The 25,032-nt window shown below is 68.5% G+C and carries 26 protein-coding genes and 1 pseudogene; 20 read left to right on the plus strand and 7 right to left on the minus strand.

Annotated features, from left to right (window positions below; genetic code table 11):
* Window positions 1-69: 69 nt before the first annotated feature.
* Window positions 70-1,146 (plus strand): DUF475 domain-containing protein, encoded by a 1,077-nt coding sequence (locus A5678_RS10260; RefSeq protein ID WP_068041700.1) that lies wholly within the window; start codon window positions 70-72, stop codon window positions 1,144-1,146.
* 3 nt (window positions 1,147-1,149) lie between these two features.
* Here A5678_RS10260 and A5678_RS10265 read toward each other — a convergent pair whose 3' ends face one another.
* Window positions 1,150-1,638: an inorganic diphosphatase gene (locus A5678_RS10265; RefSeq protein ID WP_068041617.1), complete on the minus strand. Its 489-nt coding sequence runs from the start codon at window positions 1,636-1,638 to the stop codon at window positions 1,150-1,152.
* Window positions 1,639-1,751: 113 nt separating this feature from the next.
* Between A5678_RS10265 and dacB the strand changes: the two genes are divergently transcribed.
* From dacB to hpt, 4 genes are read left to right on the plus strand one after another with little or no spacing between them, the layout of a single operon-like run.
* Entirely contained in the window at window positions 1,752-3,137 is a 1,386-nt protein-coding gene (dacB, locus tag A5678_RS10270; protein ID WP_156746842.1) for a D-alanyl-D-alanine carboxypeptidase/D-alanyl-D-alanine-endopeptidase, read from the plus strand.
* Window positions 3,134-4,174 (plus strand): zinc-dependent metalloprotease, encoded by a 1,041-nt coding sequence (locus A5678_RS10275; protein ID WP_068041622.1) that lies wholly within the window; start codon window positions 3,134-3,136, stop codon window positions 4,172-4,174. The genes dacB and A5678_RS10275 overlap by 4 nt, the downstream gene beginning before the upstream one ends.
* Entirely contained in the window at window positions 4,153-5,115 is a 963-nt protein-coding gene (gene tilS, locus A5678_RS10280; protein WP_068041624.1) for a tRNA lysidine(34) synthetase TilS, read from the plus strand. The genes A5678_RS10275 and tilS overlap by 22 nt, the downstream gene beginning before the upstream one ends.
* A gap of 50 nt (window positions 5,116-5,165) precedes the next feature.
* Complete coding sequence (gene hpt / locus A5678_RS10285; protein WP_068041627.1) at window positions 5,166-5,777, plus strand: hypoxanthine phosphoribosyltransferase; 612 nt, start codon at window positions 5,166-5,168, stop codon at window positions 5,775-5,777.
* Window positions 5,778-5,796: 19 nt separating this feature from the next.
* On the opposite strand, the gene A5678_RS10290 is transcribed toward hpt, so the two are convergent.
* Window positions 5,797-6,543 (minus strand): SIMPL domain-containing protein, encoded by a 747-nt coding sequence (locus A5678_RS10290; RefSeq protein ID WP_068041629.1) that lies wholly within the window; start codon window positions 6,541-6,543, stop codon window positions 5,797-5,799.
* 385 nt (window positions 6,544-6,928) lie between these two features.
* On the opposite strand from A5678_RS10290, the gene A5678_RS10295 reads away from it, so the two are divergent.
* The gene (locus tag A5678_RS10295; RefSeq protein ID WP_068041632.1) at window positions 6,929-7,228 is read left to right on the plus strand and encodes a PE family protein; all 300 of its coding nucleotides are present in this window, start codon (window positions 6,929-6,931) and stop codon (window positions 7,226-7,228) included.
* Between the two features lie 10 nt (window positions 7,229-7,238).
* On the plus strand, window positions 7,239-8,462 hold the full coding sequence (locus A5678_RS10300) for a PPE family protein (protein ID WP_068041636.1): 1,224 nt from the start codon (window positions 7,239-7,241) through the stop codon (window positions 8,460-8,462).
* A gap of 19 nt (window positions 8,463-8,481) precedes the next feature.
* Here the strand turns inward: A5678_RS10300 and A5678_RS10305 are convergent, their stop codons facing one another.
* Window positions 8,482-10,059: an HNH endonuclease signature motif containing protein gene (locus tag A5678_RS10305; RefSeq protein WP_068041639.1), complete on the minus strand. Its 1,578-nt coding sequence runs from the start codon at window positions 10,057-10,059 to the stop codon at window positions 8,482-8,484.
* A gap of 52 nt (window positions 10,060-10,111) precedes the next feature.
* Window positions 10,112-10,462, minus strand: coding sequence for a hypothetical protein (locus A5678_RS10310; protein WP_068041642.1), 351 nt, complete (start codon window positions 10,460-10,462; stop codon window positions 10,112-10,114).
* Between the two features lie 172 nt (window positions 10,463-10,634).
* On the opposite strand from A5678_RS10310, the pseudogene A5678_RS27830 reads away from it, so the two are divergent.
* The 4 genes and pseudogenes from A5678_RS27830 to A5678_RS10330 all read left to right on the plus strand — a co-directional run.
* Window positions 10,635-10,919, plus strand: a pseudogene (locus A5678_RS27830) (PE family protein); the annotation flags it as partial.
* A gap of 644 nt (window positions 10,920-11,563) precedes the next feature.
* The gene (locus tag A5678_RS10320) at window positions 11,564-12,682 is read left to right on the plus strand and encodes a PPE family protein (RefSeq protein WP_068041647.1); all 1,119 of its coding nucleotides are present in this window, start codon (window positions 11,564-11,566) and stop codon (window positions 12,680-12,682) included.
* A gap of 78 nt (window positions 12,683-12,760) precedes the next feature.
* The gene (locus A5678_RS10325) at window positions 12,761-13,057 is read left to right on the plus strand and encodes a WXG100 family type VII secretion target (protein ID WP_068041650.1); all 297 of its coding nucleotides are present in this window, start codon (window positions 12,761-12,763) and stop codon (window positions 13,055-13,057) included.
* 29 nt (window positions 13,058-13,086) lie between these two features.
* A complete protein-coding gene (locus A5678_RS10330; RefSeq protein WP_068041653.1) occupies window positions 13,087-13,371 on the plus strand; it encodes a WXG100 family type VII secretion target in 285 nt (94 codons plus the stop codon).
* A gap of 21 nt (window positions 13,372-13,392) precedes the next feature.
* Here A5678_RS10330 and A5678_RS10335 read toward each other — a convergent pair whose 3' ends face one another.
* The 3 genes from A5678_RS10335 to A5678_RS10345 are packed head-to-tail and all read right to left on the minus strand — an operon-like array spanning window position 13,393 to window position 16,558.
* Entirely contained in the window at window positions 13,393-14,406 is a 1,014-nt protein-coding gene (locus A5678_RS10335) for a zinc-binding dehydrogenase (protein WP_068041656.1), read from the minus strand.
* Window positions 14,406-15,593, minus strand: a complete 1,188-nt coding sequence (locus A5678_RS10340) for an LLM class flavin-dependent oxidoreductase (RefSeq protein WP_068041659.1) — start codon at window positions 15,591-15,593, stop codon at window positions 14,406-14,408. Before A5678_RS10340 ends, A5678_RS10335 begins: the two co-directional genes overlap by 1 nt.
* A complete protein-coding gene (locus A5678_RS10345) occupies window positions 15,590-16,558 on the minus strand; it encodes an alpha/beta fold hydrolase (RefSeq protein WP_156746845.1) in 969 nt (322 codons plus the stop codon). Before A5678_RS10345 ends, A5678_RS10340 begins: the two co-directional genes overlap by 4 nt.
* A gap of 134 nt (window positions 16,559-16,692) precedes the next feature.
* On the opposite strand from A5678_RS10345, the gene A5678_RS10350 reads away from it, so the two are divergent.
* From A5678_RS10350 to A5678_RS10390, 9 genes are all read left to right on the plus strand, one after another.
* Window positions 16,693-17,109 carry a VOC family protein gene (locus A5678_RS10350; RefSeq protein ID WP_068041662.1) on the plus strand — a complete coding sequence of 139 codons (417 nt, stop codon included), beginning with the start codon at window positions 16,693-16,695 and terminating at the stop codon, window positions 17,107-17,109.
* Window positions 17,110-17,408: 299 nt separating this feature from the next.
* Window positions 17,409-19,799: an ATP-dependent zinc metalloprotease FtsH gene (gene ftsH, locus A5678_RS10355; protein ID WP_068041665.1), complete on the plus strand. Its 2,391-nt coding sequence runs from the start codon at window positions 17,409-17,411 to the stop codon at window positions 19,797-19,799.
* 15 nt (window positions 19,800-19,814) lie between these two features.
* Window positions 19,815-20,429, plus strand: coding sequence for a GTP cyclohydrolase I FolE (gene folE, locus A5678_RS10360; protein WP_068041667.1), 615 nt, complete (start codon window positions 19,815-19,817; stop codon window positions 20,427-20,429).
* A gap of 18 nt (window positions 20,430-20,447) precedes the next feature.
* A complete protein-coding gene (folP, locus tag A5678_RS10365; protein WP_068041669.1) occupies window positions 20,448-21,278 on the plus strand; it encodes a dihydropteroate synthase in 831 nt (276 codons plus the stop codon).
* Complete coding sequence (gene folB / locus A5678_RS10370) at window positions 21,271-21,663, plus strand: dihydroneopterin aldolase (RefSeq protein ID WP_068041671.1); 393 nt, start codon at window positions 21,271-21,273, stop codon at window positions 21,661-21,663. Before folP ends, folB begins: the two co-directional genes overlap by 8 nt.
* The gene (gene folK / locus A5678_RS10375) at window positions 21,660-22,208 is read left to right on the plus strand and encodes a 2-amino-4-hydroxy-6-hydroxymethyldihydropteridine diphosphokinase (RefSeq protein ID WP_068041676.1); all 549 of its coding nucleotides are present in this window, start codon (window positions 21,660-21,662) and stop codon (window positions 22,206-22,208) included. The genes folB and folK overlap by 4 nt, the downstream gene beginning before the upstream one ends.
* Window positions 22,208-22,684 (plus strand): DUF3180 domain-containing protein, encoded by a 477-nt coding sequence (locus A5678_RS10380; RefSeq protein ID WP_068041679.1) that lies wholly within the window; start codon window positions 22,208-22,210, stop codon window positions 22,682-22,684. The genes folK and A5678_RS10380 overlap by 1 nt, the downstream gene beginning before the upstream one ends.
* An 85-nt stretch (window positions 22,685-22,769) precedes the next feature.
* A complete protein-coding gene (locus A5678_RS10385; RefSeq protein WP_068041682.1) occupies window positions 22,770-24,140 on the plus strand; it encodes a DUF6779 domain-containing protein in 1,371 nt (456 codons plus the stop codon).
* Between the two features lie 115 nt (window positions 24,141-24,255).
* Window positions 24,256-25,032 (plus strand): Rossmann-like and DUF2520 domain-containing protein (locus A5678_RS10390; RefSeq protein WP_068041685.1); only part of this gene is annotated, 777 nt, incomplete at its 3' end.

A 25,032-nucleotide genomic window follows, 5' to 3' on the forward strand; every position in this document is an offset into this window, starting at 1 on the left:
TGGCCGTGGATGCTGGTCGGCGGCGGCGACCGGGGTTCGCTATCGTGGGCGGCTGTCGGAAAGGACACCTTGGCCGCCTTGCGCATCTTCGGGATCTCCTTGCTGGTCACCGTGGCGGCCCTTGTGGCGGGTTATGCCCACGGCGGCCCGAAGGACCTCTTCTTACTGCTGGTGCTCGCCACCCTCGAGGTGTCGCTGTCGTTCGACAACGCCATCATCAACGCCGCGATCCTCAAGCAGATGAGCCCGTTTTGGCGGCAGATGTTCCTGACGGTCGGGATCCTCATCGCGGTGTTCGGCATGCGGTTGGTCTTCCCGCTACTGATTGTCTGGGTGACCGCGGGCCTCGATCCGGTGCGGGCTATGGAGTTGGCCTTGCGTCCTCCGCCGCACGGCGCGCTGGAATTCCCCGACGGGTCGCCCAGCTACGAAAAGCTGATCGTCGCCGCGCACCCACAGATTGCGGCGTTCGGCGGGACGTTTCTGTTGATGCTGTTTCTGGACTTCGTCTTCCACGACCGAGACATCAAGTGGCTCAAGTGGATCGAGATCCCGTTCGCGCGCATCGGGCGGCTGGGTCAGCTGCCGGTGGCGGTGACTGCCGTCGTGCTGGTCCTCGTCGGCACGCAATTGACCCACTCTGGCGACGAGGCCGCGACAGTGCTGGCCGCCGGGTTGCTGGGCCTGGTGACCTACCTGGTCGTCAACGGTCTGAGCCGGGCGTTTCGGCCGCCGGACATCGACGCCGCGTCGGCCGGCAAGGCGGTCGGCAAGGCCGGCCTGATGTTGTTCCTCTACCTCGAGGTCCTCGATGCCGCCTTCTCGTTCGACGGCGTCACCGGCGCGTTCGCGATCACCTCGGACCCGATCGTCATTGCGCTGGGACTCGGCCTGGTGGGATCGATGTTCGTCCGATCCATCACGATCTTCCTGGTGAAGCAGGATGCGTTGGACCGTTACGTGTACCTGGAGCACGGCGCGCACTGGGCTATCGGCGCACTGGCCGTGATCATGCTGCTTTCCGTCAATCCGCGCTATGAGGTGCCGGAGGCGGTCACCGCCTCGGTGGGGGTGGTGTTCATCGGGGCGGCGCTGAGTTGGAGCGTGCTGCGCAATCGGCGTCAGGCCAGGGCCGCGGCGGGCTAGGCGTCAGTGCCCGTTTGACTTGAACCGCTCGAGTGAACGCTGCACCTCGGCTTCGGCTTCGGCGCGGCCGACCCAGTCGGCGGTCTTGACGAACTTGCCCGGTTCGAGCGCCTTGTACTGCTCGAAAAAGTGCTTGATCACGTCCAGTTCGAATTCGGGCACGTCGCCGATGTCCTGGATGTGGTCCCAGCGATGGTCGCCGGCAGGCACGCACAGCACCTTGTCGTCGCCCCCGGCCTCGTCGACCATCCGGAACATGCCCACCGGGCGGGCCTCCACGATCACGCCGGGGAACACCGACTGCGGCAGCAGCACCATCGCATCCAGTGGGTCGCCGTCCTCACCCAGCGTGTCCTCGATGAAGCCGTAGTCGGTGGGGTAGGCCAGCGACGTGTAGAGATAGCGGTCCAGACGCACCCGGCCGGTCTCGTGATCGACCTCGTACTTGTTGCGCTGGCCCTTCGGGATCTCGATGGTCACGTCGAATTGCACTGTGTGCTCCTTAGATCTGGGCTTTTCGCGATGGTCCGGTTGCGTCGGGGATCACCCTAGTCGAGGCATTTGCGGCGGATTCGGCAGAATGGGTGCAGACAGTCAGGAGAGCGATGGGTCCCACTCGCTGGCAAAAATCCACCCACGTGTTCGTCGGGTTGGCCGTGCTGGCGTTTGTCGCCGCCGTGGTGGCGGCTGCAACGTTTTTCACATCCGCGGGGCACGGCGGCAACAGCTCGCACGCCCCGATACCGCCCCCGCACGCGCCCACGGTCAAGCCGGGGATGATCCCGGTCAGTGACACCGCCGAGAGCCCCAGCCCGGCCGGGGTGGCCGCCGCGCTGGCTCCGGTGGCGGCCGATCCGAACCTGGGCAGGTTGGGCGCCCGGGTCACCGACGCCCTGACCGGAAAAGAGCTCTGGCAGGTGGCCGACGACATGCCGCTGGTGCCGGCGTCGACCAACAAGGTGCTCACCGCGGCCGCGGCCCTGCTGACCCTGGACCACCAGGCGCGGATCAGCACGCGGGTGGTGGCCGGGAGCCAGAACGCGCAGGGCCCCGTCGTGCTGGTCGGTGCCGGCGACCCGGTGCTGTCGGCGGCGCCGCCCGGCGTGGACACCTGGTACCGCGGGTCGGCCCGCCTGGCCGACCTGGTCGAGCAGATCCGCCGCAGCGGCGTGACGCCGACCGCGGTGCAGGTGGACACCTCGGCGTTCAGCGGGCCGACGATGGCGCAGGGCTGGGATCCCGCCGACGTCGACAACGGCGACATCGCGCCCATCGAGTCGGTGATGATCGACGCCGGGCGCATCCAGCCGAGCACCGTCAATTCCCGGCGGTCGCGAACCCCTGCGCTCGATGCGGGGCGGGAGCTGGCCAAGGCGCTGGGCCTCGATCCCGCCGCGGTGACGATCGCGACGGCGCCGTCGGGGGCTCGGCAGCTTGCCGTCGTGCAGTCGGCGCCGCTGGTGCAGCGGTTGTCCGAGATGATGGACCACTCCGACAACGTGATGGCCGAATGCATCGCCCGCGAGGTGGCGGCCGCGATCAACCGCCCGCGCAGCTTCGCCGGAGCCGCCGACGCGGTGACCAACCGGTTGAGCACCGCCCACGTCGACACCGGGGGCGTGACCCTGATGGATTCCAGCGGGCTTTCCGTCGACGACCGGCTGACCGCCAAGACCCTGGACGGTGTGCTGCAGGCCGCCGCCGGACCCGACCAGCCGACGCTGCGGGCGCTGCTCGATCTGCTCCCGATCGCCGCCGGTAGCGGGACGCTGGCCGACCGCTTCACCGACGCGGCCTCCAATCAGGGGCCGGCCGGCTGGTTGCGCGCCAAGACCGGGTCGCTGACCGAGATCAACGCCCTGGCCGGCGTGGTCACCGACCGCAGCGGACGGGTGCTCACGTTCGCTTTCATCTCCAACGCCGCCGGCCCGAACGGCCGCAACGCGGTGGACGCCCTCGCCGGCCGGCTCTGGTCGTGTGGTTGCGCATGAGCGCGCCCTCCGAGCTGACCCTCGGTACCGCCGTCGACTGGCGCTTCGCCGCCACCGTCGGTCAGCGGCTGGCCCGGCCGGGTCCGCCGTCCAGCGACTACACCCGGCGCCAGGTGATCGAGGAGCTCACCAGTTCGGCCGCCAAGGCCGAACCACCGGTGCGTGAGGTCACGGGGCTCGTCACCAACGGGGTGGTGCCCGCCGCCCGGATCGTCGACCGCCCGGAATGGATCGGCGCGGCGGCCGAGTCGATGCGCGTGATGATGAACGGGGCCGAGAAGCCACGGGGCTTCCTGACGGGGCGCGTCACCGGTGCGCAGACGGGGGCCGTGCTGGCGTTCGTGTCGTCGGGGATCCTCGGTCAGTACGACCCGTTCGCGGCCGCGAAAGAGGGCTGCCTGCTGCTGGTGTATCCGAACGTCATCGCCGTCGAGCGGCAGCTGCGGGTCGATCCCTCCGACTTCCGGTTGTGGGTCTGCCTGCACGAGGTGACCCACCGGGTGCAGTTCACCGCGAACCCGTGGTTGTCCGAGCACATGTCGCGGGCCCTGGCGCTGTTGACGCGCGACGCCGGTGACGACGTCGCGCAGGTGGCGAGCCGGCTGGCGGAGTACGTCCGCACCCGCGGCAACGCGGACGGCAGCTCGTCGGGAATCATCGGTCTGGTGCGTGCGGTGCAGTCCGAGCCGCAGCGGGAGGCCCTGGACCAGCTGCTGGTGCTCGGCACGTTGCTGGAGGGTCACGCCGACCACGTGATGGATGCCGTCGGGCCGATGGTGGTGCCGTCGGTGACCACCATCCGCCGTCGATTCGACGAGCGCCGCAATCGCAAGCAACCGCCGCTGCAGCGTCTGCTGCGCGCGCTGCTGGGGCTGGACGAGAAGCTCAACCAGTACACGCGGGGCAAGGCGTTCGTCGACCACGTGGTGGGCAAGGTTGGCATGCAGCGGTTCAACGCCATCTGGACGGGTCCCGAGACGCTGCCCCTGCCCGCCGAGATCGAGGAACCACAGCGATGGATCGACAGGGTGCTGTAGGGCAGCTGCGCGCTGCCGTCGAGACGTTCATCCAGACCCATGTCGCCACGGCCGAGCAATGGTGCGTGGCGCTGTCCGGCGGCCCGGATTCCCTCGCGCTCACGGCGGTGGCGGCCCAGCTGCGGCCCACCACCGCCGTGATCGTCGATCACGGCCTGCAACCCGATTCCGCCGCGGTCGCCGAAACCGCCCGGGCGCAAGCCGTCACGTTGGGATGCGTTGCGGCACAAGTGGTTCGCGTGCACGTGGGGAACGAAGGCGGCCCCGAGGCCGCCGCCCGCGCCGCCCGGTATGCCGCGTTGAGCGCGTACCACGGCGGACCCGTGCTGTTGGGCCACACGCTCGACGATCAGGCGGAGACCGTGCTGCTGGGGCTGGGCCGCGGGTCGGGGGTGCGGTCGATCGCCGGGATGCGTCCGTACGACGCGCCGTGGGGCCGGCCGTTGTTGGGGGTGCGGCGCGCCGCGACCCACGCCGCGTGCCGCGAGCTCGGGCTGACCGCGTGGGAGGATCCGCACAACACCGACCACCGCTTCACGCGGACCCGGCTGCGCCTGGAGGTGCTGCCGCTGCTCGAGGATGTGCTGGGCGGCGGGGTGGCCGAGGCGCTCGCCCGCACGGCGACGGCCTTGCGGGAGGACACCGAGTTGATCGACTCGCTCGCCGCGCAGGCGCTGCCCGAGGCGAAGGTGGGCGAGGGACTGCAGACGCAGGCCCTGGCCGCGCTACCCGTACCGGTGCGGCGCCGGGTGATCCGCGGCTGGCTCTTGGCGGGCGGCGCAACTGGCCTGACCGACAAGCAGATCCGCGGCGTCGACGCCCTTGTCACCGCCTGGCGCGGGCAGGGCGGGGTGGCGGTCGGGTCGGCGTTACGCGACGAGCGCCTGATTGCGGGACGACGCGACGGCGTGCTGACCTTGTGGCGAGAGCCGGTTCGATAGGCGCAATACCGGGGTCGCCGTTGGTTATTCGGCCGTTCGCGTGGCACTCTGTGGGCGTGGCCCAGATCTCCTCGGCGATCACCCCCGCCCAGCCCGTGGAGCTGTACCCCGGCGACATCAAGTCGGTGCTGCTTACGGCCGAGCAGATCCAGGCGCGAATCGCCGAACTCGGCGAGGAGATCGGCCGGCAATATCGCGACGCCATGACCCAGACCGGGCAGGATCTGTTGCTGATCACCGTTCTCAAGGGCGCCGTGATTTTTGTCACCGATCTGGCCCGGGCGATTCCGGTGCCGACCCAGTTCGAGTTCATGGCCGTCAGCTCGTACGGGTCCTCGACGTCGTCGTCGGGTGTGGTGCGAATTCTCAAGGATTTGGACCGCGACATCCAGGGCCGCGACGTGCTGATCGTCGAGGACGTCGTCGACTCGGGGCTGACCCTGTCGTGGCTGCTGCGCAACCTGACCAGCCGCCATCCGCGTTCGCTGCGCGTGTGCACGCTGCTGCGCAAACCCGACGCGAAGGGCGCCAACGTCGACATCGCCTACGTGGGCTTCGACATCCCGAACGACTTCGTTGTCGGCTACGGCCTGGACTACGACGAGCGCTACCGCGACCTGTCCTACATCGGCACCCTGGACCCCAGGGTGTACCAGCAGTAGCCGCTTAGCGGCGATCAGGCTAGTCCAACTCCCACACCGCGGTCACCGAAAAGCTCACCGTCTGCTGGCCGGGTTCCAGCGGGACCGCGCTCGGCATGGCCTTCGTCGGCCCTGGCGGTCCCCCGGGCGTCGGTCCCGTCGCCTCCGAAATGGACAGCACCCTGCCCAGCCGGAGCCCGGAGAGCTGGGCGTACTGCTCGGCGCGGTTCTTCGCGTCGTTGAACGCCCGCGCGCGGGCATCCTTGACCAGCTGCGAGTCGTCGGCGATGGAGTAGCTGACCGAACTGATCCGGGTGGCGTCGCCGCCGGTGCCGACGATGAGGGCCAGCATCCTTGACGCGGCGTCGGGCGGGTGGATCTTGACCGAGATGGCGTTGGTCGCGCGGTACCCCGTGATGGTGGCGGTGCCGTTGGGCCCGGGGTTGCTGAACTGCGGCTGCAGCGTCACCTCGGTGGTGCTGATGTCTTTGTGATCGACGCCGGCGCCTACCAGCGCGTTGACGACCGCCTGCTGACGGTCGTTGGTCTGGTTCATCGCGGCGGTCACGTCGGGTGCCGTGAACTCGATGCCGACGTCGGCGGTCAGGGTGTCCGGGACGCCCTGCACCTGCCCCGAGCCGAAGACGGTGACCTGACGGGGATTGACCCCGGGTGCGGGGGCGGAAGGCGGGGAATCGCAGCCCGACACCGTGGCGGCCGCCAAGCCGGCGGCGGCCAAGGCGATCGGTATGCGGGCAAATCTAGGGGCTTTATTTGCGACCGGCATGCCTGGCACCCTAGCCGCTCGGGCGCCGCCGATGCTACGGGTTGGCTGCGGCGCCCGTTTTGGGAGGCTTGCAGATACGAATGGCATTGTGGTGCAACATGTTTAATTGGTGGGCTACCGCCAGCAAAGCTTTCGCCACGCCCTAGCCGGCACATATAAGTACATATATGATTCACAATCATATTGGTTTGCAATATCTTTCATATCGAATCCAAATGTTGCAGCATTTCTCGCCAGCTATGTGAACAGTTATCGACTCGCTAATGAATTAGCGCGTCCGAGACTGTCTTCTCTGGACACGACTGACCTAACGTGGCCAGGCGCCCGACTGGTGCATGCCCACGGGCCGAAAGCCGTTGACGTGAAGGGAATTAGAGGAGGGAAAATGTCTTATCTGATGGCGCAACCGGCAATGCTGGCTGCGGTCGCCGGTGAACTGCACAGCATCAACGCGGCCGTGCGGGAGGGCAACTCGGTCGTGGCAGGCCCGACGACCGGGGTGGTTCCTGCCGCTGCCGATGCGGTGTCGTTGCTGACCGCGGCGCAGTTCTCCTGGCACGCAAAGCTCTTCCAGGAGATCAGCGCAGAGGCAGTCGCGGTTCGTGAGCAGTTGGCGTCGACGCTCGGCATCAGTGCCGGTTCGTACGCCGCCACCGAGATGGCCAACACGGCCGCGGTCGGCTAGGCGAGGGCACATGCTGGATTTCGCGCAGTTGCCGCCGGAGGTCAACTCCGCGCTGATGTATTCGGGCCCCGGCTCGGGACCGCTGCTGGCTGCCGCGGCGGCCTGGGACGGGCTGGCCGCCGAGCTGCATTCCGCGGCATCCTCTTACGGCTTGGTGATCGCGGGCCTTACCGACGGACCATGGCAGGGGCCGGCCGCGTCGTCCATGCTGACCGCAGCCCTGCCGCAAGTGGCGTGGCTGAGGGGCACGGCGGGGCGGGCGGAACAGGCCGCCGCCCAAGCCATGGCGGCAGTGGGGGCCTACGAGGCGGCGTTCGCCGAGACGGTGCCCCCGCTGGTGATCGCCGCGAACCGGGCGCTGTTGATGGAGTTGCTGGCGACGAACTTCCTCGGACAGAACACTGCGGCGATTGCGGCCACCGAGTCGCAATACGGCGAGATGTGGGCTCAAGACGCTGCCGCGATGTACGGATATGCCGGCACGTCGGCCGCGGCGTCGACGTTGCCACCATTCGAGCCGGCCGCGCCCAGCACCAACCCGGCCGGGGTCGCCAGCCAGGCCGCCGCGGTGGCCCACGCGGCCGGCAGCGGTGGAAGTAACAGCACCCAGGGGCTCGACGCGGTGCCCCAAGCACTGTCGTCGCTGGCCGGGGCGACGACTAATCCCAATCCCGCGTTTTCCCTCGGTGGAATCGCCCTGAACCCCGAGGGCGACGGGCTTGTGGTGAGCGGGCCATTGGGTGACCTGTTAGAGGGTCTGACCGGGTCGCAAACCTTGGACGCCAGTACGCCCTTCGACGCGTTCATTCGATTGATTTCGCCGACGCGGCTATTCGTGACCACCTTCAGGGATATCGAAGGTCTCGCTTCCCAGGCATTGCCAAAGGCGGCGGCCAGCGCCGCCAAAGCCGCGGAAGCGGCTCTGCCCGCCATCGTTCCAGGGGCGGCCCTGGGCTCGATCGGCGCAATCGGCGGAGCCGTCGGCAAGGCCGCATCGGTCGGTGGCTTATCGGTGCCGGCCGCATGGGCGAGCGCGACCCCGGCGGCACCTCCGGCTACCTTGGCGGTCAATGGCTTTACTGCTGGAGGGGCCGTTGGACCCGCCACGAACGCGGTTGGTGGGGTGCCGATGATGCCTGTCGGTGGGGCGGGGCGCAGTGCGGCAGCCCACTTCGTCGCACCGCGATACGGGTTCAAGCCCACGGTCATTGCCCAGCCCCCCGCGGGAGGCTGATTCGAGGCTTATTCGCCCGTCAAAACGGTGGATCGTCCGGCAGGGATTGCAAAGCTGGTTGGTCGGGAGTCCAGTCCGGTGGCAGTTCTTCGGGCTCTTTCGGATCGTTCACCCAGGTGCAGAAGGGGCTGGTGCTCGGTGTGCCCTTGAACAGAAAGAGCATGTCGCGCATGCGGTTACGGAACTTGCGTGCCGAGATCTCCCGCTGGCGAGCCTCGTCCAACGCTCGCCGGGCTTCGTTGAGCGGCCGCTGCACACGGTTGTGATTGCGCGCCCCAGTGATTCGCGCGCTTCGTTGCTGCGATCTGGATTTTCTGCGGGGCGTCGGCGGCGCGCAGGCCGCGCCGCGGGTTTGGGGGAACAGGTCGCCACCCGCCGGCGAGGTGCGATAGGTCCGCCCCGTCGGTGACACCCAGACGACGGTGCCGTCGGGCAGTTGCTTATCCCGCCACCCGCCGAACGTTTTGAGTCGATGATGTTGCCGGCAAAGGCATTTGAGGTTGTCCGCGACGGTCCGCCCACCCGCCGCCGGGTCCTGGTGGTTGAACGGAATGGTGTGGTCGAGGTCGCAGACAACGGCGGCCCGGCTGCATCCCGGGAAGCGGCAGGTGAGATCCCGGCACCGGACCGCTCGCTCCAAAGCGGCGGATGGTTGGTAGCGCAGGGCCTCGACCGGACTCGTCACCGGATCGGCGACGAGTAAGGATGCGGCAGCGGCCAGTTGGCGCACCTGCTCGGCGTCGATGACGCCGTAGCCCTCCAGATAGCCGGGCTCAGCACCATCGGCACGAACGGTTCGTTCGCTGGCCACCACGTTGATGACCACCTGCGCCCTGGTCCCGACATTGTCACCCACCCGGTAGGGGCACTCCGGTTGCCCGCAGGTGCAAGCCAGCCCGCGGCCCTCGGCCAGCGCGGCCAGCGCGTCGGCCCGGCGCTGATCGAATGTCCGCGGGTCCGCCGGGCACACCTGCTTGGCGAGCTGCGAGAGCCGTCGGTCAAAGGCGGTTGCAGCCGTCGCGGCGACCGACCCGTAGATGTCGGCCATCCCGTCCTCTTTGGTGCTGATTGCGATGTGGCGGTCGCTTTCGGCCGCAAGGCGGCGCTCGCGGGCGGCGTCGGGATCGGTGGCTCGTACGGCGGCGTCGACGGCGTTGATGATGCGCTGCTTCGACCAGCCGTGCCAGTTGCCGATGCGCTCGGCCAGCGACTCGTCGATCTTCGTGATCAACTTCTCGTCGGTCACCAGATCGCTGCGGCTGATGATCAAGCGCACTGTGCGCCAGTCCGTCCGGCCCTGCGCGAGCAGGGCTGCGATCTTGGGCAGCCTGGTATCCAGCGCCTCCGCGTACGACACCAGGTAGCTCGCCGCCACCGGCGAGAGGTTCATCGCGGCGGCGACCTCGGCAGCGGTCTGCTCGAAGCGGTCGATTGCCGCGTATTCCTGCGGCCTCTCGGGCCGCTCGGCGGTGGCCACCCGATGCCGCAGCAACGCCGCTACCGCGGCCAGCCGGTGGGCTACCAGCATGGATTCCTGGCGGTGCGACGACTCGATCAGCTCCACCAGGGCGGCGGGATCAGGTGGCAACTCGAACATATGTTCGATTATAGGGTCGAGCTCCGACAACCCAGATGTCGCCCGGTGTGATTCAGTCGCGCGGGCCCTCCGCCGTGGGATTCGGCATCAACACGCGCTGACGGGTCGTGGCGCGGAAGGGGTCCAGCGACTGCCCGTCGCCCAGCACCGCCTGCACATCTTCGGGCGTGATCAGGCCCAGTTCGACCTGTAGCCAAGTAGCGCTCAGTCCGAACGCGTGCGCGGCGCGCCTGGCCTCCTCGGCGTCGGGGAAGTCGTCGGCGTTGGCGCGCCCAGCGCCCCCGTACCAGCGTCCTTTGGTGACGCCGCAGGCGTCGCGCAGCTGCTCGACGGTGATGTCGCGGTTCAGCGTCGCCTCGAGCAGGCGCTTCAGCCCCCAGCCGGCGGCATTCGTACGTGGCATCCGTCCAGAGTAACGCGATGCCGAAAGACGGGCAAAGCGTCCAGATCTGCGAGTTCTAGATAGAAATAAAGAAATCATGGCTGACAACTAGACATAAATTCATGATTTATGACATAGTGTCCGCAAGTTCGACAACATGAGCCCGATTCATGCATTCCCTGAGGAGAAGAACATGTCGTTCCTGACCACGCTGCCGGACCTGCTGCTCGCCGCTGCCGGTCAGCTGCAGGCCATCGGCTCCGCAGTAACCGCGGCCAACTCGACGGCCGCGTTCCCCATTACGGGAGTGGTCCCGGCGGCGGCCGACGAGGTCTCGGCGCTGACTGCGGCCACCTTCGCCGGTTACGGGCAGCAGTATCAGGCGATCAGCGCCGAGGCCGGCATGATCCACGAGCAGTTCGTCAGCGCCCTGGGACGCAGCGCCGATTCGTATGCGGCCACCGAGTCCATCAATGCGACGCAGATGGCGGGCGGCCACGTGGCGCCCCCGCATATGGCCCCTATCGCACCAGCTCGCCCGGCACCCGCCGCGCCCGCTCACGTTTCACCCGCTGCGCCTCGCCGCGTAATCCCGAACGCGCCCACTCGGTCGATGCCCGGCACTCCGGTCGGCTCGGTCCCCGCGGCACCCGGCGGTCATGGATGGCATGGGGCCGGCGGCTATGGCGGTCAGATGACGCCGCAGCACGGCGGCTACGCCGGCGCTAATTACGGCCGCCACCAGGCGCCATTTGCGCGCGGCCACTATGGCGCCCACCCGGCCGCTCCCGTCGAGCACCGCGCGCCTGCGCACATGGCGCCCGCCGAGCATGTCGAGCGCGTAGCACCCGCCCACCCGGCGCCGGCGGAGCATGTCGCGCGGGCCGACTTGGGGGCCGGCCAGCACGTATCGCCCTCACAGCTGGCGCCGACCGCGCCCGCCCACCGCATGCCGCTGGCGGCCGCCCTGCCCGCCGAACACGTCGCACCCATGCACCTGCCCGCCGGCATGCCCGGCGAACACGTCATGCAAGCGCATGCGGCCCTCAAAACTGCCACCGGCCCTAAGCCCTTGCCGGCGCTGGCGTAGCGAAACGACCTAGAGAGAAAAGGAAGGTAATCATGGATTTCGGTGCGATGCCCCCGGAGATCAATTCCGGCCTGATGTACGCGGGTCCGGGACCGGCGTCGATGCTGGCGGCCGCGATGGCCTGGGAGGGCCTGGCGGCGGAGCTGCGTTCAGCCGCGACGGCCTACGGGACGGTGATCCTGGAGCTCACCGATACCGCCTGGCAGGGTCCGTCGTCGGCAGCGATGGCGGCAGCCGCAGCGCCCTACGTGGACTGGATGCACGCCACGGCCGCGCAGGCCGAGCAGGCGGGGATGCATGCGACGGCGGCCGCCGTCGCACACGAGGTGGCCTTTGCGGCTACGGTGCCGCCGCCGATGATCGTGGCCAACCGCTCCTTGCTGATGATGTTGGTCGCGACCAACTTCCTCGGTCAGAACACCCCGGCGATCGCGGCCACAGAGGCGCAGTACGGCGAGATGTGGGCCCAAGATGCAATGGCCATGTACGCCTACGCCGGCTCCTCGGCGGCGGCGGCCATGCTGACACCGATGGCGGTCGCTCCGCCCACCACCAATCCAGGCGGCGTCGCGGCCGGTGCCGTGGCGGCGGGCGAGGCCAACATGCAGGGGGTGACCCAGGCGTTGGCCACCCAAGCGGCCATGGGACTGCCGTCAACGCTCAATTCGCCCGCATCGTCGCTGGCCACCAGCTTCCCGTCGGCGATCGGCAGCTTCGCCGACTTGCTCGGCATGCCCCTCGGCCAGAGTGCCGGCAGCGCCACAGCGGGACTGGGCGGGATGGCCGCACCGAACGCGGGGCTTGCGACCGCCATGCCCGCATTGGGGGCCTTCTCCCCGGCGGCGATGCCCGGACGCTTCATCCCCGCGCAGCCGCTAATGACTGCGCCGGAGAGGCTGGCGCCGGCGCGGCTGATGCCGTCGGCGGCCATGGGCCAATCCACTGGAATCGGAGGTCTTTCTGTGCCGCCGAGCTGGCCCGCGGGCACCCCGGAGGCGGCCGCGCCGGCCACCACGCCGTTGGCAAGTGCCGGCGCTCCGATGCTGGCCCCTCGCGGCATCCCCGCGGGCCAGTTGGGCGCAATGGAAGCGCGCGGATTCGGCGCTGCCGTGCCGGCACGCGTCAGCGTACTGCCACGAGTGGTCGGATAACGGGAAGGGGGATAGGCACTTTCGCCAAGACAACGACCAAAAATACGCGCTGACAACAATATTCGAAGGAGAAATGTAATGACCATACGATTCATGACCGATCCGCACGAGATGCGGGCCATGGCGGGCCGCTTCGAGGTGCACGCCCAGACGGTTGAGGACGAGGCTCGCAAGATGTGGGCGTCGTCGATGAACATCGCCGGCTCGGGCTGGAGCGGTCAGGCGCAGGCCACCTCGTACGACACCATGGGCCAGGTCAACCAGGCCTTCCGCAACATCGTCAACATGCTGCACGGAGTGCGGGACGGACTGATCCGCGACGCGAACAACTACGAGCAGCAAGAGCAGGCCTCACAGCAGATCCTGGGCAGCTAGCCCACCAACAAAACAGGAGACGATTAGCGATGACGATCAACTATCAATTCGGCGATGTCGACGCCCACGGCGCCACCATCCGCGCCCAAGCCGCGTCTCTGGAGGCTGAGCACCAGGCCATCATTCGTGATGTGCTTGCTGCGGGTGACTTCTGGGGCGGTGCCGGTTCGGTGGCCTGCCAGGAGTTCATCACCCAGTTGGGTCGCAACTTCCAGGTGATCTACGAGCAGGCCAACGCCCACGGGCAGAAGGTGCAGAGCGCCGGCAGCAACATGGCCAGCACCGACAGCGCCGTCGGATCCAGCTGGGCCTAGTGCAGGGTCGCCACCATCGGCCTAAGGAGTGACAAGGACTTTGCAGTGTCGCTCGGGGTCGGCGAGGTCGTCAAAGGCGGCGCCGACCCCGTCGAGGCCGACCTCGCCGGTGATCAGCGGGGTCGCGTCGATGTCGCCCTCGGCCAGGGCGTGCAGCGAGTCGGTGAACTCCTCTGGCGTGTAGGCGAGTACGAACTGAACGCTGATCTCTTTTGCAATGGCGAAGAACGGATGCACTGTGTCGGGCTGCATGCAGACACCGGCGACCACCAGGCGAGTGCCGGGCCGGGCCCGAAGCAACACGTCATCGATGACCCCCGGGACCCCGACCGCCTCGAACACCACGGCCGGTTTGACCGAGTCGAACGGCGAACCCTGTGAGGCATCGACGGCCCGATGGGCGCCCATGGCGGTGGCGAGTTCGCGCCGCTTCGGCGAAAAGTCCGAAGCCGCAATGTCCTCGACGCCACGGGCGCGCAGGGCCGCGATGATCGCGATGCCGATCGGGCCGCAGCCGAGGACCAGGGCCGTCTCGCCGGGGGTGATGCCGGACTTGTTGACGGCATGCAACCCCACGGCCATCGGCTCGGTCAGGGACGCATGTTTGAAGTCCAGGCCGTTCGGGATGGGCAACAGCAGCGGCGCCGACAGCAGCATGCGTTCGGCATAGCCGCCGATTGTGCTGTTGCTGTAGACGATTGGCTCCGCGCCTTTGGCGGACAGCAAGACCGGAAGCGAGGTGACCAGCGTTCCCGGCGGGTGGGTCTCGGTGTCGGGCCCGGCCTCGAGCACCTCGGCGCTGAACTCGTGTCCCATGAAGACGTCGTGGTCTAGGTCGACGTGCATGCCGCCCGCACCGCCGGCCACCCGATTACTCATTTCCAACACCTGCGCGCCGTGAGCGGCGAAATGCAGGTCGGACCCGCAGATCCCGCATGCCCGCACGCCCACGAGCACCTGCCCTGCCTCGGGCACGGGATCGGGCACGTCGTCCCGGTAGACCATCCGTCCATCTCGCAATACCGCCGCTCGCATCAGCTTTTCACCCCCTTCTGCTCGTCGACATGCTCGGTGATGGCCTTCACCACGGCCTCTCCCGCTCGGCCGATCAACTGGTCGCGATTGCCCTTAGCCCAATCATGCGACGACCGCGACGCTTCGAGCTGCCCCTTGAAATGGGGAATCACCTTGCGCGCCATCAGGTCGTAGCAGTGATACGTCGCATCGGGGGACGCCCAGTCGTGCCCGAGCATCAGCAGCGTGCCGAACCCGCCTGAGCGGTCGAGCAAGTCTTCGATGTGGGCGATCGCGTCGTCGGGGGTTCCTATGCAGCAATTGCCCGCGGCCGCGTAGTCCTCGACGAATTCGTGCGGCGTCTGGGCGCCCTCCACGGTGTTGGCCAACGGGACGAACCCGGCCGCGCCGAAGTAATTGGCGAAATCCTGCAGCCCGTAAGTGCAGTCGTCGATGGCCTTCTCGCGGCTGTCCGCGATATGCATGATGCTCAGAACACGCCAGTCCGCCCGGTCCGGCTCGTCGCGGCCGACTTTGGCGGCCTGCTCGCGCACCACGTCCCAGGTGGTTTCGAGGGCGGCGAAGCCGCCGGGCACCGACATCGACAGCGACAGCAAGGACGTGCCCAGCGCACCGGCCAGCCGCGGCCCGGACGGCGAAATCATTGCCGCCGTCGAGATTTCGGGGTAAGGCCAGGTGTAAGGCCGGATGTGCAGTTGCGCTTCGCGCAATGTGAACCAGTCGGTCTGGCGGTCGATGCGCTCCGACGGGTCGGCCCGGAACAATGCCAGGATCGCCTCCAGCGACTCCTGCATCATGTGCCGTTGATCGACCGGGTCGATGCCCATCATGTAGGCGTCCGACGGCAGCGCACCGGGGCCGGTGCCGAACATCACCCGGCCGCGGGTGAGATGGTCGAGCAGCACCCAGCGATCGGCCACCATCAGCGGATGGTGGTAGGGCAGCGAAACGACCCCGGTGCCCAACCGAATGTGCTTCGTCCGCTCGGCGGAGGCCGCGATGAAAACTTCCGGGCAGGCGATGAGCTCGTAGCCACCGGAGTGGTGTTCGCCGAACCACGCCTCGTCGAAGCCCAGCCGATCCAGCGCGACGACGCGCTCCATGTCGTATTCCAAAGCCACCGTTGGGGATTGGCCGATCGGGTGAAACGGTGTGATGAAGACACCGAAGCGCAGCGGGGCATTCATTGCAGCTCCAATCCGTTGAGGAAGTCCGATAGGGCCGCGTTAACCTCGTCCGGCCGTTCCTGTTGCAGCCAGTGCCCCGCGCCGTCGATCATCACCTGGCGGTAGGGGCCGGTGATCAACTGCGACGCGCGATCGGCGCGGGTGAACGTCAGCACCGGATCGGCAGTTCCGCCGATAAAGAGGGCCGGCACAGCGATTTTCGCGTCGGCCAGCTCGGGGGTGGTCTCCCAGTTGCGGTCGAAGTTGCGATACCAGTTCAGGCCACCGGTGAATCCGGTGCGGGAAAACTCGCTGATGTAGTGGTCGAGCTCGTCTTGGCTCAGCCAGTCCGGAAGCCGATCGGGCTCGGGGAGGCGATCGATGAACCCCTCGGGACCGGACGCCACCATGCGCGACGCTGACAGCGGGTCGCCCGATGTGCGCAGGCCGCCCAGCATCCGGCGCATCGTGCGGGTGGGATCACCGTTGAGCTCCGCGTCGGCGACGCCGGGCTCCTGGAAGTACAAGATGTAAAAGAACTTGTCGCCGAACATCTTGCGCCACGCTTTCGTCGGCGCCGCGTGCGAGCGGGGCACGGCAGGCACGCTGAGTCCGGCGACGGCCGCGACCCGATCCGGATGCAGCAGCGGCGCGTTCCACACGACCGCCGCGCCCCAGTCGTGCCCGACCCAGACGGCACGCTCGGCTCCGACGTCGTCAAGCAGGCCGACCAGGTCGGCCGTCAGCTGGTGGATGTCGTAAGCCTCGACCGCTTCCGGGCAAGAGGAGCCGCCGTAGCCGCGCTGATCCGGTGCCAGCACGTGGTAGCCGGCCTCGGCGAGGACCGGTATTTGGTGGCGCCACGAATAAGCCAGCTCGGGAAAGCCGTGGGCCAAAATCACCACGGGTGCGCCGCGCTCTCCCGCCTCGACCACCCGCAGCTGCACACCGTTGGTCTCTACTAACCGTTCGGTTGACTTGAGCACCATGTCACCAAAGCACACCCCCTCCGGGGCTGAGAAGTATTCGCGCCGATTGCGAATCGCATTCCAACGGCTTTGGTTGCCTGGTAGATATCGCCTTGAAGGCCTCCAATGACGTGAAAGCAGGTGGAGCGGAAATGAAGCGGCTTGACCACGTCGTCCTCTGGACGAGCGATGCGCGCGCCTCGATGGATTTTTATACGAGGGTGGTCGGGTTGGCGCCGGTCCGGTTTGCCGAGTTCGAGGCCGGCGATGCGCCGTTTCCCAGCGTGCGGGTGTGCGACGACTCGATCATCGACTTGATGCCGCACGCCAGTGCTGCCGCCGCCGAGTCGATGACACGGGCGGAAGGCAGCGCCGGCCACCCGGTGAATCACGTCTGCCTTGCGCTTTCGAAGTCCGAATACGACGCGTTGGATCAACGCCTGCAGGCGGAGGGAGTGGACACCAGTGCGCGGTTGGGCCCCAACTTCGGGGCCCAGGGCTGGGCGCCACAGGCCTACTACTTCGCCGACCCGGACGGCAATGTGATCGAGGCCCGGTATTACGAGTGATGCGATATGCACAGGCGGCCCCGCCACCGAGTGTCACGCTGGCGTGCGCACCGCAGGCCACGATCACGCTGGCGTGACACTCGGCGTGCCCGCAGGGAACCCCTGCTCGTTATATCGACGGGACGGTGGCGACCCGCTGCGCTCCGGCTCTGCCGGAGCTGGCGATCGCCACGGCGACAACGGTGGCGACCCGCTGCGCTCCGGCTCTGCCGGAGCTGGCGATCGCCACTAGCGGTAACCTGGACTTTTCCAGCTGCGTGAATATCGGGGAAGGACCTGGCCGGCGAGGCCGATGATTGATGAACCGGAAAAACGTTATTCGCACCATCACGGCGATCGCCGTCGTGGTGCTGCTCGGTTGGTCGTTCTTCTACTTCAGCGACGACACTCGCGGCTACAAGCCCGTCGACACGTCGGTGGCGGTGGCGCAGATCAACGGCGACAACGTCAAGAGCGCGCAGATCGACGATCGCGAGCAGCAGCTGCGGCTGACCCTGAAAAAGGGCAACAACGACACCGACAATTCCGACAAGGTCATCACCAAATACCCGAGCGGGTACGCGGTCGACCTGTTCAACGCGCTGAGCGCTAAGAACGCGAAGGTCAGCACGGTCGTCAACCAGGGCAGCATCCTGGGCGAGCTGCTGGTCTACGTGCTACCGCTGCTTTTGTTGGTCGGCCTGTTCGTGATGTTCTCCCGCATGCAGGGCGGCGCCCGAATGGGCTTCGGCTTCGGTAAATCCCGCGCCAAGCTGCTCAACAAGGACATGCCCAAGACCACGTTCGCCGACGTTGCGGGCGTCGACGAGGCCGTCGAAGAGCTCTACGAGATCAAGGACTTCCTGCAGAACCCCGGCCGCTATCAGGCGTTGGGCGCCAAGATCCCGAAGGGTGTGTTGCTCTACGGCCCGCCCGGGACCGGTAAGACGCTGCTGGCCCGTGCGGTGGCCGGGGAAGCGGGAGTTCCCTTCTTCACCATCTCCGGCTCCGACTTCGTCGAGATGTTCGTCGGCGTCGGCGCGTCGCGGGTGCGCGACCTGTTCGAGCAGGCCAAGCAGAACAACCCGTGCATCATCTTCGTCGACGAGATCGACGCGGTGGGCCGCCAGCGCGGCGCCGGCCTCGGCGGTGGTCACGACGAACGCGAGCAGACGCTGAACCAGTTGCTGGTCGAAATGGACGGGTTCGACCCGCGCGCCGGCGTGATCCTGATCGCGGCCACCAACCGGCCCGACATCCTGGACCCGGCGCTGTTACGGCCCGGCCGTTTCGACCGGCAGATCCCGGTGTCCAACCCGGACCTGGCGGGCCGCCGGGCGGTGTTGCAGGTGCATTCCAAGGGCAAGCCCATCGCGCCCGACGCCGACCTCGACGGGCTGGCCAAGCGCACCGTCGGCATGACCGGCGCCGACCTGGCCAACGTCATCAACGAGGCGGCACTGCTGACCGCCCGGGAGAACGGCACCGTCATCACCACCGCCGCGCTCGAAGAGGCGGTGGACCGGGTGATCGGCGGCCCCCGGCGCAAGGGCCGGATCATCAGCGAGCAGGAAAAGAAGATCACCGCCTACCACGAGGGCGGGCACACCCTGGCCGCCTGGGCGATGCCGGACATCGAGCCGATCTACAAGGTGACGATCCTGGCGCGCGGACGCACCGGCGGGCACGCGGTGGCGGTGCCCGAGGAAGACAAGGGCCTGCGGACGCGCTCGGAGATGATCGCGCAGCTGGTGTTCGCCATGGGCGGGCGTGCGGCCGAGGAACTGGTGTTCCGGGAGCCGACGACGGGCGCGGTGTCCGACATCGAGCAGGCCACCAAGGTGGCCCGCGCGATGGTCACCGAGTTCGGGATGAGTTCGAAGCTGGGCGCGGTCAAATACGGCACCGAACACGGCGACCCGTTCCTGGGCCGCACGATGGGGACGCAGGCCGACTACTCCCACGAGGTCGCCCGCGACATCGACGACGAAATCCGCAAGCTCATCGAGGCGGCCCACACCGAGGCGTGGGAGATCCTCACCGAATACCGCGACGTGCTCGACACGTTGGCCGGCGAGCTGCTAGAGAAGGAAACGCTGCACCGGGCCGAGCTGGAGGGCATCTTCGCCGACGTCGAAAAGCGGCCCCGGCTCACCATGTTCGACGACTTCGGTGGCCGCATCCCGTCCGACAAACCGCCGATCAAGACGCCCGGCGAGCTGGCCATCGAGCGCGGCGAGCCGTGGCCACCGCCGGTTCCCGAACCGGCGTTCAAGGCGGCCATCGCGCGGGCCAGCCAGGCCGCCGCGGCAGCGGGAGCGGAGGCCGACCGAAACAACAACGGCGGCAACGGTTCTCAAGGGGCCTCCCCCCGTCCCGGCGTGCCGCACGGCCCCACCCAGCCGGACTATGGTGCGCCGGCGGGCTGGCACGCGCCGGGATGGCCGCCGCACGACCAGCAGCCGAATTACTGGTATCCGCCGCCCCAGGCCCCCCAGCAGCCCTACTGGCCGCAGCCGGCGGGGAACTACCCGGGCTATCCGGGCCAGCCCGCTCATCCGGGTCAGCAGGGTCCGCAGGGTCAGGCGCAGCCCCCCTACCCGCCGTATCCGCCCTACCCGCCGCCCGGGCTGCCCGACCCGAACGGCGGAAAGTCTCCCGACCAGCAGGACGACGACGTGAGCCGGTCCAACCCACCGGCGCACGGCTGACGAACGGAGGATTCGATGGCCTTAACTGGTTTGGGGCCGGACACCGCCACTCCCACGACTCGGGTGTTCGACCAGGCGCGCGCCGAAGCCGCGGTCCGGGAATTGCTGTGCGCCATCGGCGAGGATCCGGACCGGCACGGACTGCGGGAAACGCCGGCTCGCGTGGCCCGCGCCTACCAGGAGATGTTCGCCGGTCTTTACACCGATCCCGACAGCGTGTTGAACACGATGTTCGACGAAGACCACGACGAATTGGTGCTGGTCAAGGAAATCCCGCTGTACTCCACCTGTGAACACCACCTGGTGTCGTTTCACGGCGTGGCCCACGTCGGCTACATCCCGGGCAACGACGGCCGGGTGACCGGGTTGTCGAAGATCGCGCGGCTGGTCGACCTCTACGCCAAGCGGCCGCAGGTGCAGGAACGGTTGACCAGCCAGATCGCGGACGCCCTGATGAAGAAACTCAATCCGCGGGGCGTGATCGTCGTGATCGAGGCCGAGCACCTCTGCATGGCCATGCGCGGCGTCCGCAAGCCCGGCGCGGTCACCACCACCTCGGCGGTGCGCGGACAGTTCAAATCCAACGCGGCTTCCCGATCCGAAGCCCTCGATCTCATCCTGCGTAAGTGAGTCGCGCCTGTGCGGGTTATGGGAGTCCTGAACGTCACTGACGACTCGTTCTCCGATGGCGGCCGCTATCTCGACACCGGCGACGCGGTGGCGCACGGGCTGGCGCTGGCCGCCGACGGCGCGGACATCGTCGATATCGGGGGGGAGTCGACTCGACCCGGCGCCACCCGGATCGACTCCCGGGTCGAGACCTCTCGTGTGATTCCTGTCGTCAAAGAGCTTGCGGCAGAAGGAATCACGGTGAGCATCGACACCATGCACGCGGATGTCGCGCGGGCGGCGCTGCAGAACGGTGCGCGAATCGTCAACGATGTGTCGGGGGGTCGCGCCGATCCCGCGATGGCACCGCTGCTGGCCGACGCCGGGGTGCCCTGGGTGCTGATGCATTGGCGGTCGGTGTCGGCCGACCGCCCGCATGCGGCCCCGCACTACGACGACGTGGTCGCCGAAGTGCGCGCCGAGCTGCTCGCCAGCGTCGACGCCGCGGTGGCCGCGGGCGTCGACCCCGCCAACCTGGTGATCGACCCGGGCCTTGGGTTCGCCAAGACGGGTCAACACAATTGGGCGCTGCTGCGCGCGCTGCCGCAGCTGGTCGGCACCGGTATCCCGGTGCTCCTGGGCGCATCGCGCAAACGGTTCCTCGGTACGTTGTTGGCCGGGCCGGACGGCTCGCCGCGCCCGCCCGCCGGCCGTGAGACGGCGACCGCGGTGATTTCCGCACTGGCAGCGCTGTACGGCGCGTGGGGTGTTCGCGTGCACGACGTGCGGGCCACCGCCGACGCCCTCAAGGTGGTGGGGGCCTGGACGCAAGAAGCGCAGCAGACCGACCTGGCTGGAGACAATGGCTGATCGAATCGAATTGCGGGGGTTGACGATTCGTGGACGACACGGTGTCTTCGATCACGAGCGGGCCGACGGGCAAGACTTTGTCGTCGATATGACCGTCTGGATCGACCTCGCCGGGGCCGCGGCCAGCGACGAGCTGGCCGACACCTACGACTACGCGGCGCTGGCCCAGCTGACCGCCGAGGTCGTGGCCGGACCGCCGCGGAACTTGATCGAAGCGGTCGGGGGGGAGATCGCCGATCGGGTGATGGAAGACGACAGAGTGCACGCGGTCGAGGTGGTGGTGCACAAGCCGCAGGCCCCGATCCCGCAGCAGTTCGCCGACGTCGCGGTCGTGGTGCGGCGGTCGCGGCGCGGTGGTCGCGGTTCAGTGGTTCCGGCGATATGACGTGGGTGGTGCTGTCCATCGGCTCCAACCTGGGCGACCGCCTGGCGCGCCTGCAGTCGGTCGTCGACGGGCTGCGCGAGAAAGTGCTCGCGGTGTCCCCTGTATACGAGACCGATCCGTGGGGCCGGGTCGATCAGGCGCCCTTCCTCAACGCGGTGCTGATCGCCAACGACCCGGCGTGCGACGGGCAGTGCTGGCTGCGAAGGGCCCAGGAATTCGAGCGGGCGGCGGGCCGCGTGCGCGGTGAGCGCTGGGGTCCGCGCACCCTCGACGTCGACTTGATCGCCTGTTACGGCGAGGCGGAGGTGGTCTCCCGCGAGGAAAATCTGACGCTGCCACACCCGCTGGCCCATTTGCGGGCCTTCGTCATGATCCCGTGGCTTGCCATCGACCCCGATGCCCAGCTCACCGTCGGCGAGGGCCCGCGACGGGTCGCGAGCCTGCTCGCCGAGCTGGAGCCGGCCGACCGGGAAGGCGTCCGATTGACCAGCCTGACGCTCGAGCGGGCGGGCAGGTCCCCGGCCGATCCGGAATCGGAACCCTGATGGGCCCGACCCGTAAACGTGACCTGACGGCCGCGGTGGTCGGCGCTGCGGTGGTGGGTTATCTGCTGGTGACCGCCCTGTACCGGTGGTTCCCGCCGATCACGGTGTGGAAGGGCCTGTCGCTGCTGGCGGTGGCGATCGCGGAAGCCTTGTGGGCGCGCCACGTGCGGGCCAAGATCACCGACGGCGAAATCGGCGCCCGCCCCGGCTGGCTGCATCCGCTGGCGGTGGCGCGCAGCCTGATGGTCGCCAAGGCGTCGGCCTGGGTGGGCGCGCTGATGCTGGGCTGGTGGGTCGGAGTGCTGGTGTACTTCCTGCCGCGGCGATCCTGGATGCGGGCGGCCGCCGAGGACACCAGCGGCGCGGTGGTCGCCGCCGTCAGCGCGCTGGCGCTACTCGTCGCCGCGCTGTGGCTGCAGCATTGCTGCAAGTCGCCGCCGGATCAGACCGAGCACGGCGAAGGAGCGGAAAACTAGCGACCCGTGTCCGGCCGACAACCCGCGTGAGAATCGCCGGAGTAGGGCGACACGCGGAATGACCTCGCGCAGGTACAGTCAGGCCATGACCGTTCTGTCCCGCGGCGCCCGGGTTCGGCGCGGCGGCCGCAGGCCGGGTTGGGTGCTCTTGACCGCGTTGCTGGTCCTCGCGATGGGGGCCAGTTCCGCACTCGTTTTCACCAATCGGGTGGAACTCCTCAAGCTCGCTGTAATCCTGGCGCTGTGGGCCGCAGTCGCCGGTGCCTTCGTCTCGGTGCTGTATCGCCGCCAGAGCGACGCGGATCAATCTCGCGTCCGCGACCTGAAGCTGGTGTACGACCTGCAGCTGGATCGCGAAATCTCGGCCCGCCGCGAGTACGAGCTGACCGTGGAGTCTCAGCTGCGCCGCGAGTTGGCCTCCGAGCTGCGTGCTCAGGCCGCCGATGACCTGGCCGAGCTGCGGGCGGAGTTGAGCGCGTTGCGCACCAGCCTGGAGATCCTGTTCGACACCGATCTCGCCCAGCGCCCGGCCCTGGAGACGCCCGAGACCGAGGCGCCGCCCGAGCGCGCCTACAGCGAGTGGGACCGCAACGGCGAAACCCCGCGTGACGCGCCCTACGACTGGGTCGCCAGCGATCGGGTCACCTCCGTCCCCCAGGACAACGCGCCGAACCGGGCCGACGAAACGGCAATCATCGACGTGCCCGAGGAGCCGCTGTTGCCGCCCCGGCAGCCGCAGCCCCGCCGCGAGCGCGCCCGTTACCAGTACGAAGCGCCGCAGGAGCCGCCGCCCCAGCCCCAGCCGTCGTACAGCGCCCCGCCGCCCCAGCCGGAGCCGCGATTCGAACCTCGCCAGCAGCAGCCGCCACCGCCCCAGCCGGAGCCGGCGCCTCAGCCGCAAGTGCAGGGCTGGCAGCCGGCGGGTGCCTCGGGCCTTTGGCTGCCGCCCGGAACGCCGGGCAGCAACTGGGCGGGCTCCGAACCGTCCCCGGCCGACGAAACGTCGGGCCGGCGGCGGCGCGGCCGCCACACCGAGTCGGACGAGGCCTGGGCCGGTCCGCCCGCCGAGCCGGTGCCGCCGCCGTACGGCGAATCGGGTCGCCGGGCGCGGTCGCGCCATTCAGCGGAATACCGCGACTACGAGGTGCGCAATTTCGCGGACCCCAACGAGCCCCCGAACGAGCCGGCCTTCGCCCCACCACCGCCCGCTCCGGCAGCGGCGACGCCCCCGCCACCGCCGCCACCGCAGTCGCCGCCCCTCGCCGTCGAGCAACCACCGCGGCTCGCCCCGCCGGCTGCGCCGGAGCATGCGCCCCGACACGGCGGCGTGGACCCGCATGCGGAGGGTTTGAACGGCCAGGGTCCCGCGACCGGCGGCCAGTCGGTTGCCGACCTGCTGGCCCGGCTGCAGGTCCAGCCGTCCGAGGGCGGCCGGCGTCGCCGCCGCGACGGCTGAGCTGGGAGCTTCCTCACATTGGGCCGGGCCCGGTAATCGACTACAGTTTTAGTGACCGAACGGTACCCACGAAGTGGGACCGGAACGAACGAAGAAATCTGTGAGGTCGTCTGCGATGGTGCAGTTCGACGGTTTGCGCCCGGCCAGGCTCAAGGTTGGAGTCATCTCCGCCGGCCGGGTCGGGACCGCGCTTGGGGTCGCGCTGGAACGCGCCGACCACGTCGTAGTCGCCTGCAGCGCCATCTCCCACGCATCGCGGCAGCGGGCGCAGCGCTGGCTGCCCGATACCCCCGTGGTGGCGCCGCCGGAAGTGGCCGCCGGCGCCGAGCTGCTGCTACTGGCCGTTCCCGACAGCGAACTCGCAGGCCTGGTGTCCGGGCTGGCGGCGACGTCGTCGGTGCGGCCGGGCACCATCGTCGCGCACACGTCCGGCGCCAACGGGGTCGGCATTCTCGCGCCGCTGACCAAGGACGGTTGCATCCCGCTCGCGATCCACCCGGCGATGACGTTCACCGGCTCCGATGAGGACATCAGCAGGCTGCCCGACACCTGCTTCGGCATCACCGCGGCCGACGATGTGGGCTATGCGATCGGCCAGTCGCTCGTGCTGGAGATGGGCGGCGAACCGTTCTGCGTGCGCGAGGAAGCGCGGGTGCTCTACCACGCCGCCCTGGCGCATGCGGGCAATCACCTGGTCACGGTGCTCGCGGATGCGCTTGAGGCGTTGCGGGCCGCGTTGCGCGGCAGCGAACTGCTCGGGCAGCAGTCCGTCGACGACCAGCCAGGCGGTATCGCCGAGCGTATTGTCGGCCCGCTGGCCAGGGCGGCGCTGGAGAACACCCTGCAGCGTGGGCAGGCCGCGCTGACCGGTCCGGTCGCGCGCGGTGACGCC

It is taken from the genome of Mycobacterium sp. E2733 (assembly GCF_001667585.1).
Taxonomy (GTDB): domain Bacteria; phylum Actinomycetota; class Actinomycetes; order Mycobacteriales; family Mycobacteriaceae; genus Mycobacterium.

Coding starts and splice junctions, on each gene's coding strand:
- dacB (WP_156746842.1), top strand. CDS start 1,752: ATGGGTCCCACTCGCTGGCAAAAATCCACCCACGTGTTCGTCGGGTTG.
- A5678_RS10275 (WP_068041622.1), top strand. CDS start 3,134: ATGAGCGCGCCCTCCGAGCTGACCCTCGGTACCGCCGTCGACTGGCGC.
- tilS (WP_068041624.1), top strand. CDS start 4,153: ATGGATCGACAGGGTGCTGTAGGGCAGCTGCGCGCTGCCGTCGAGACG.
- A5678_RS10290 (WP_068041629.1), bottom strand. CDS start 6,543: ATGCCGGTCGCAAATAAAGCCCCTAGATTTGCCCGCATACCGATCGCC.
- A5678_RS10295 (WP_068041632.1), top strand. CDS start 6,929: ATGTCTTATCTGATGGCGCAACCGGCAATGCTGGCTGCGGTCGCCGGT.
- A5678_RS10300 (WP_068041636.1), top strand. CDS start 7,239: ATGCTGGATTTCGCGCAGTTGCCGCCGGAGGTCAACTCCGCGCTGATG.
- A5678_RS10305 (WP_068041639.1), bottom strand. CDS start 10,059: ATGTTCGAGTTGCCACCTGATCCCGCCGCCCTGGTGGAGCTGATCGAG.
- A5678_RS10310 (WP_068041642.1), bottom strand. CDS start 10,462: ATGCCACGTACGAATGCCGCCGGCTGGGGGCTGAAGCGCCTGCTCGAG.
- A5678_RS10320 (WP_068041647.1), top strand. CDS start 11,564: ATGGATTTCGGTGCGATGCCCCCGGAGATCAATTCCGGCCTGATGTAC.
- A5678_RS10325 (WP_068041650.1), top strand. CDS start 12,761: ATGACCATACGATTCATGACCGATCCGCACGAGATGCGGGCCATGGCG.
- A5678_RS10330 (WP_068041653.1), top strand. CDS start 13,087: ATGACGATCAACTATCAATTCGGCGATGTCGACGCCCACGGCGCCACC.
- A5678_RS10335 (WP_068041656.1), bottom strand. CDS start 14,406: ATGCGAGCGGCGGTATTGCGAGATGGACGGATGGTCTACCGGGACGAC.
- A5678_RS10340 (WP_068041659.1), bottom strand. CDS start 15,593: ATGAATGCCCCGCTGCGCTTCGGTGTCTTCATCACACCGTTTCACCCG.
- A5678_RS10350 (WP_068041662.1), top strand. CDS start 16,693: ATGAAGCGGCTTGACCACGTCGTCCTCTGGACGAGCGATGCGCGCGCC.
- ftsH (WP_068041665.1), top strand. CDS start 17,409: ATGAACCGGAAAAACGTTATTCGCACCATCACGGCGATCGCCGTCGTG.
- folE (WP_068041667.1), top strand. CDS start 19,815: ATGGCCTTAACTGGTTTGGGGCCGGACACCGCCACTCCCACGACTCGG.
- folP (WP_068041669.1), top strand. CDS start 20,448: ATGGGAGTCCTGAACGTCACTGACGACTCGTTCTCCGATGGCGGCCGC.
- folB (WP_068041671.1), top strand. CDS start 21,271: ATGGCTGATCGAATCGAATTGCGGGGGTTGACGATTCGTGGACGACAC.
- folK (WP_068041676.1), top strand. CDS start 21,660: ATGACGTGGGTGGTGCTGTCCATCGGCTCCAACCTGGGCGACCGCCTG.
- A5678_RS10380 (WP_068041679.1), top strand. CDS start 22,208: ATGGGCCCGACCCGTAAACGTGACCTGACGGCCGCGGTGGTCGGCGCT.
- A5678_RS10385 (WP_068041682.1), top strand. CDS start 22,770: ATGACCGTTCTGTCCCGCGGCGCCCGGGTTCGGCGCGGCGGCCGCAGG.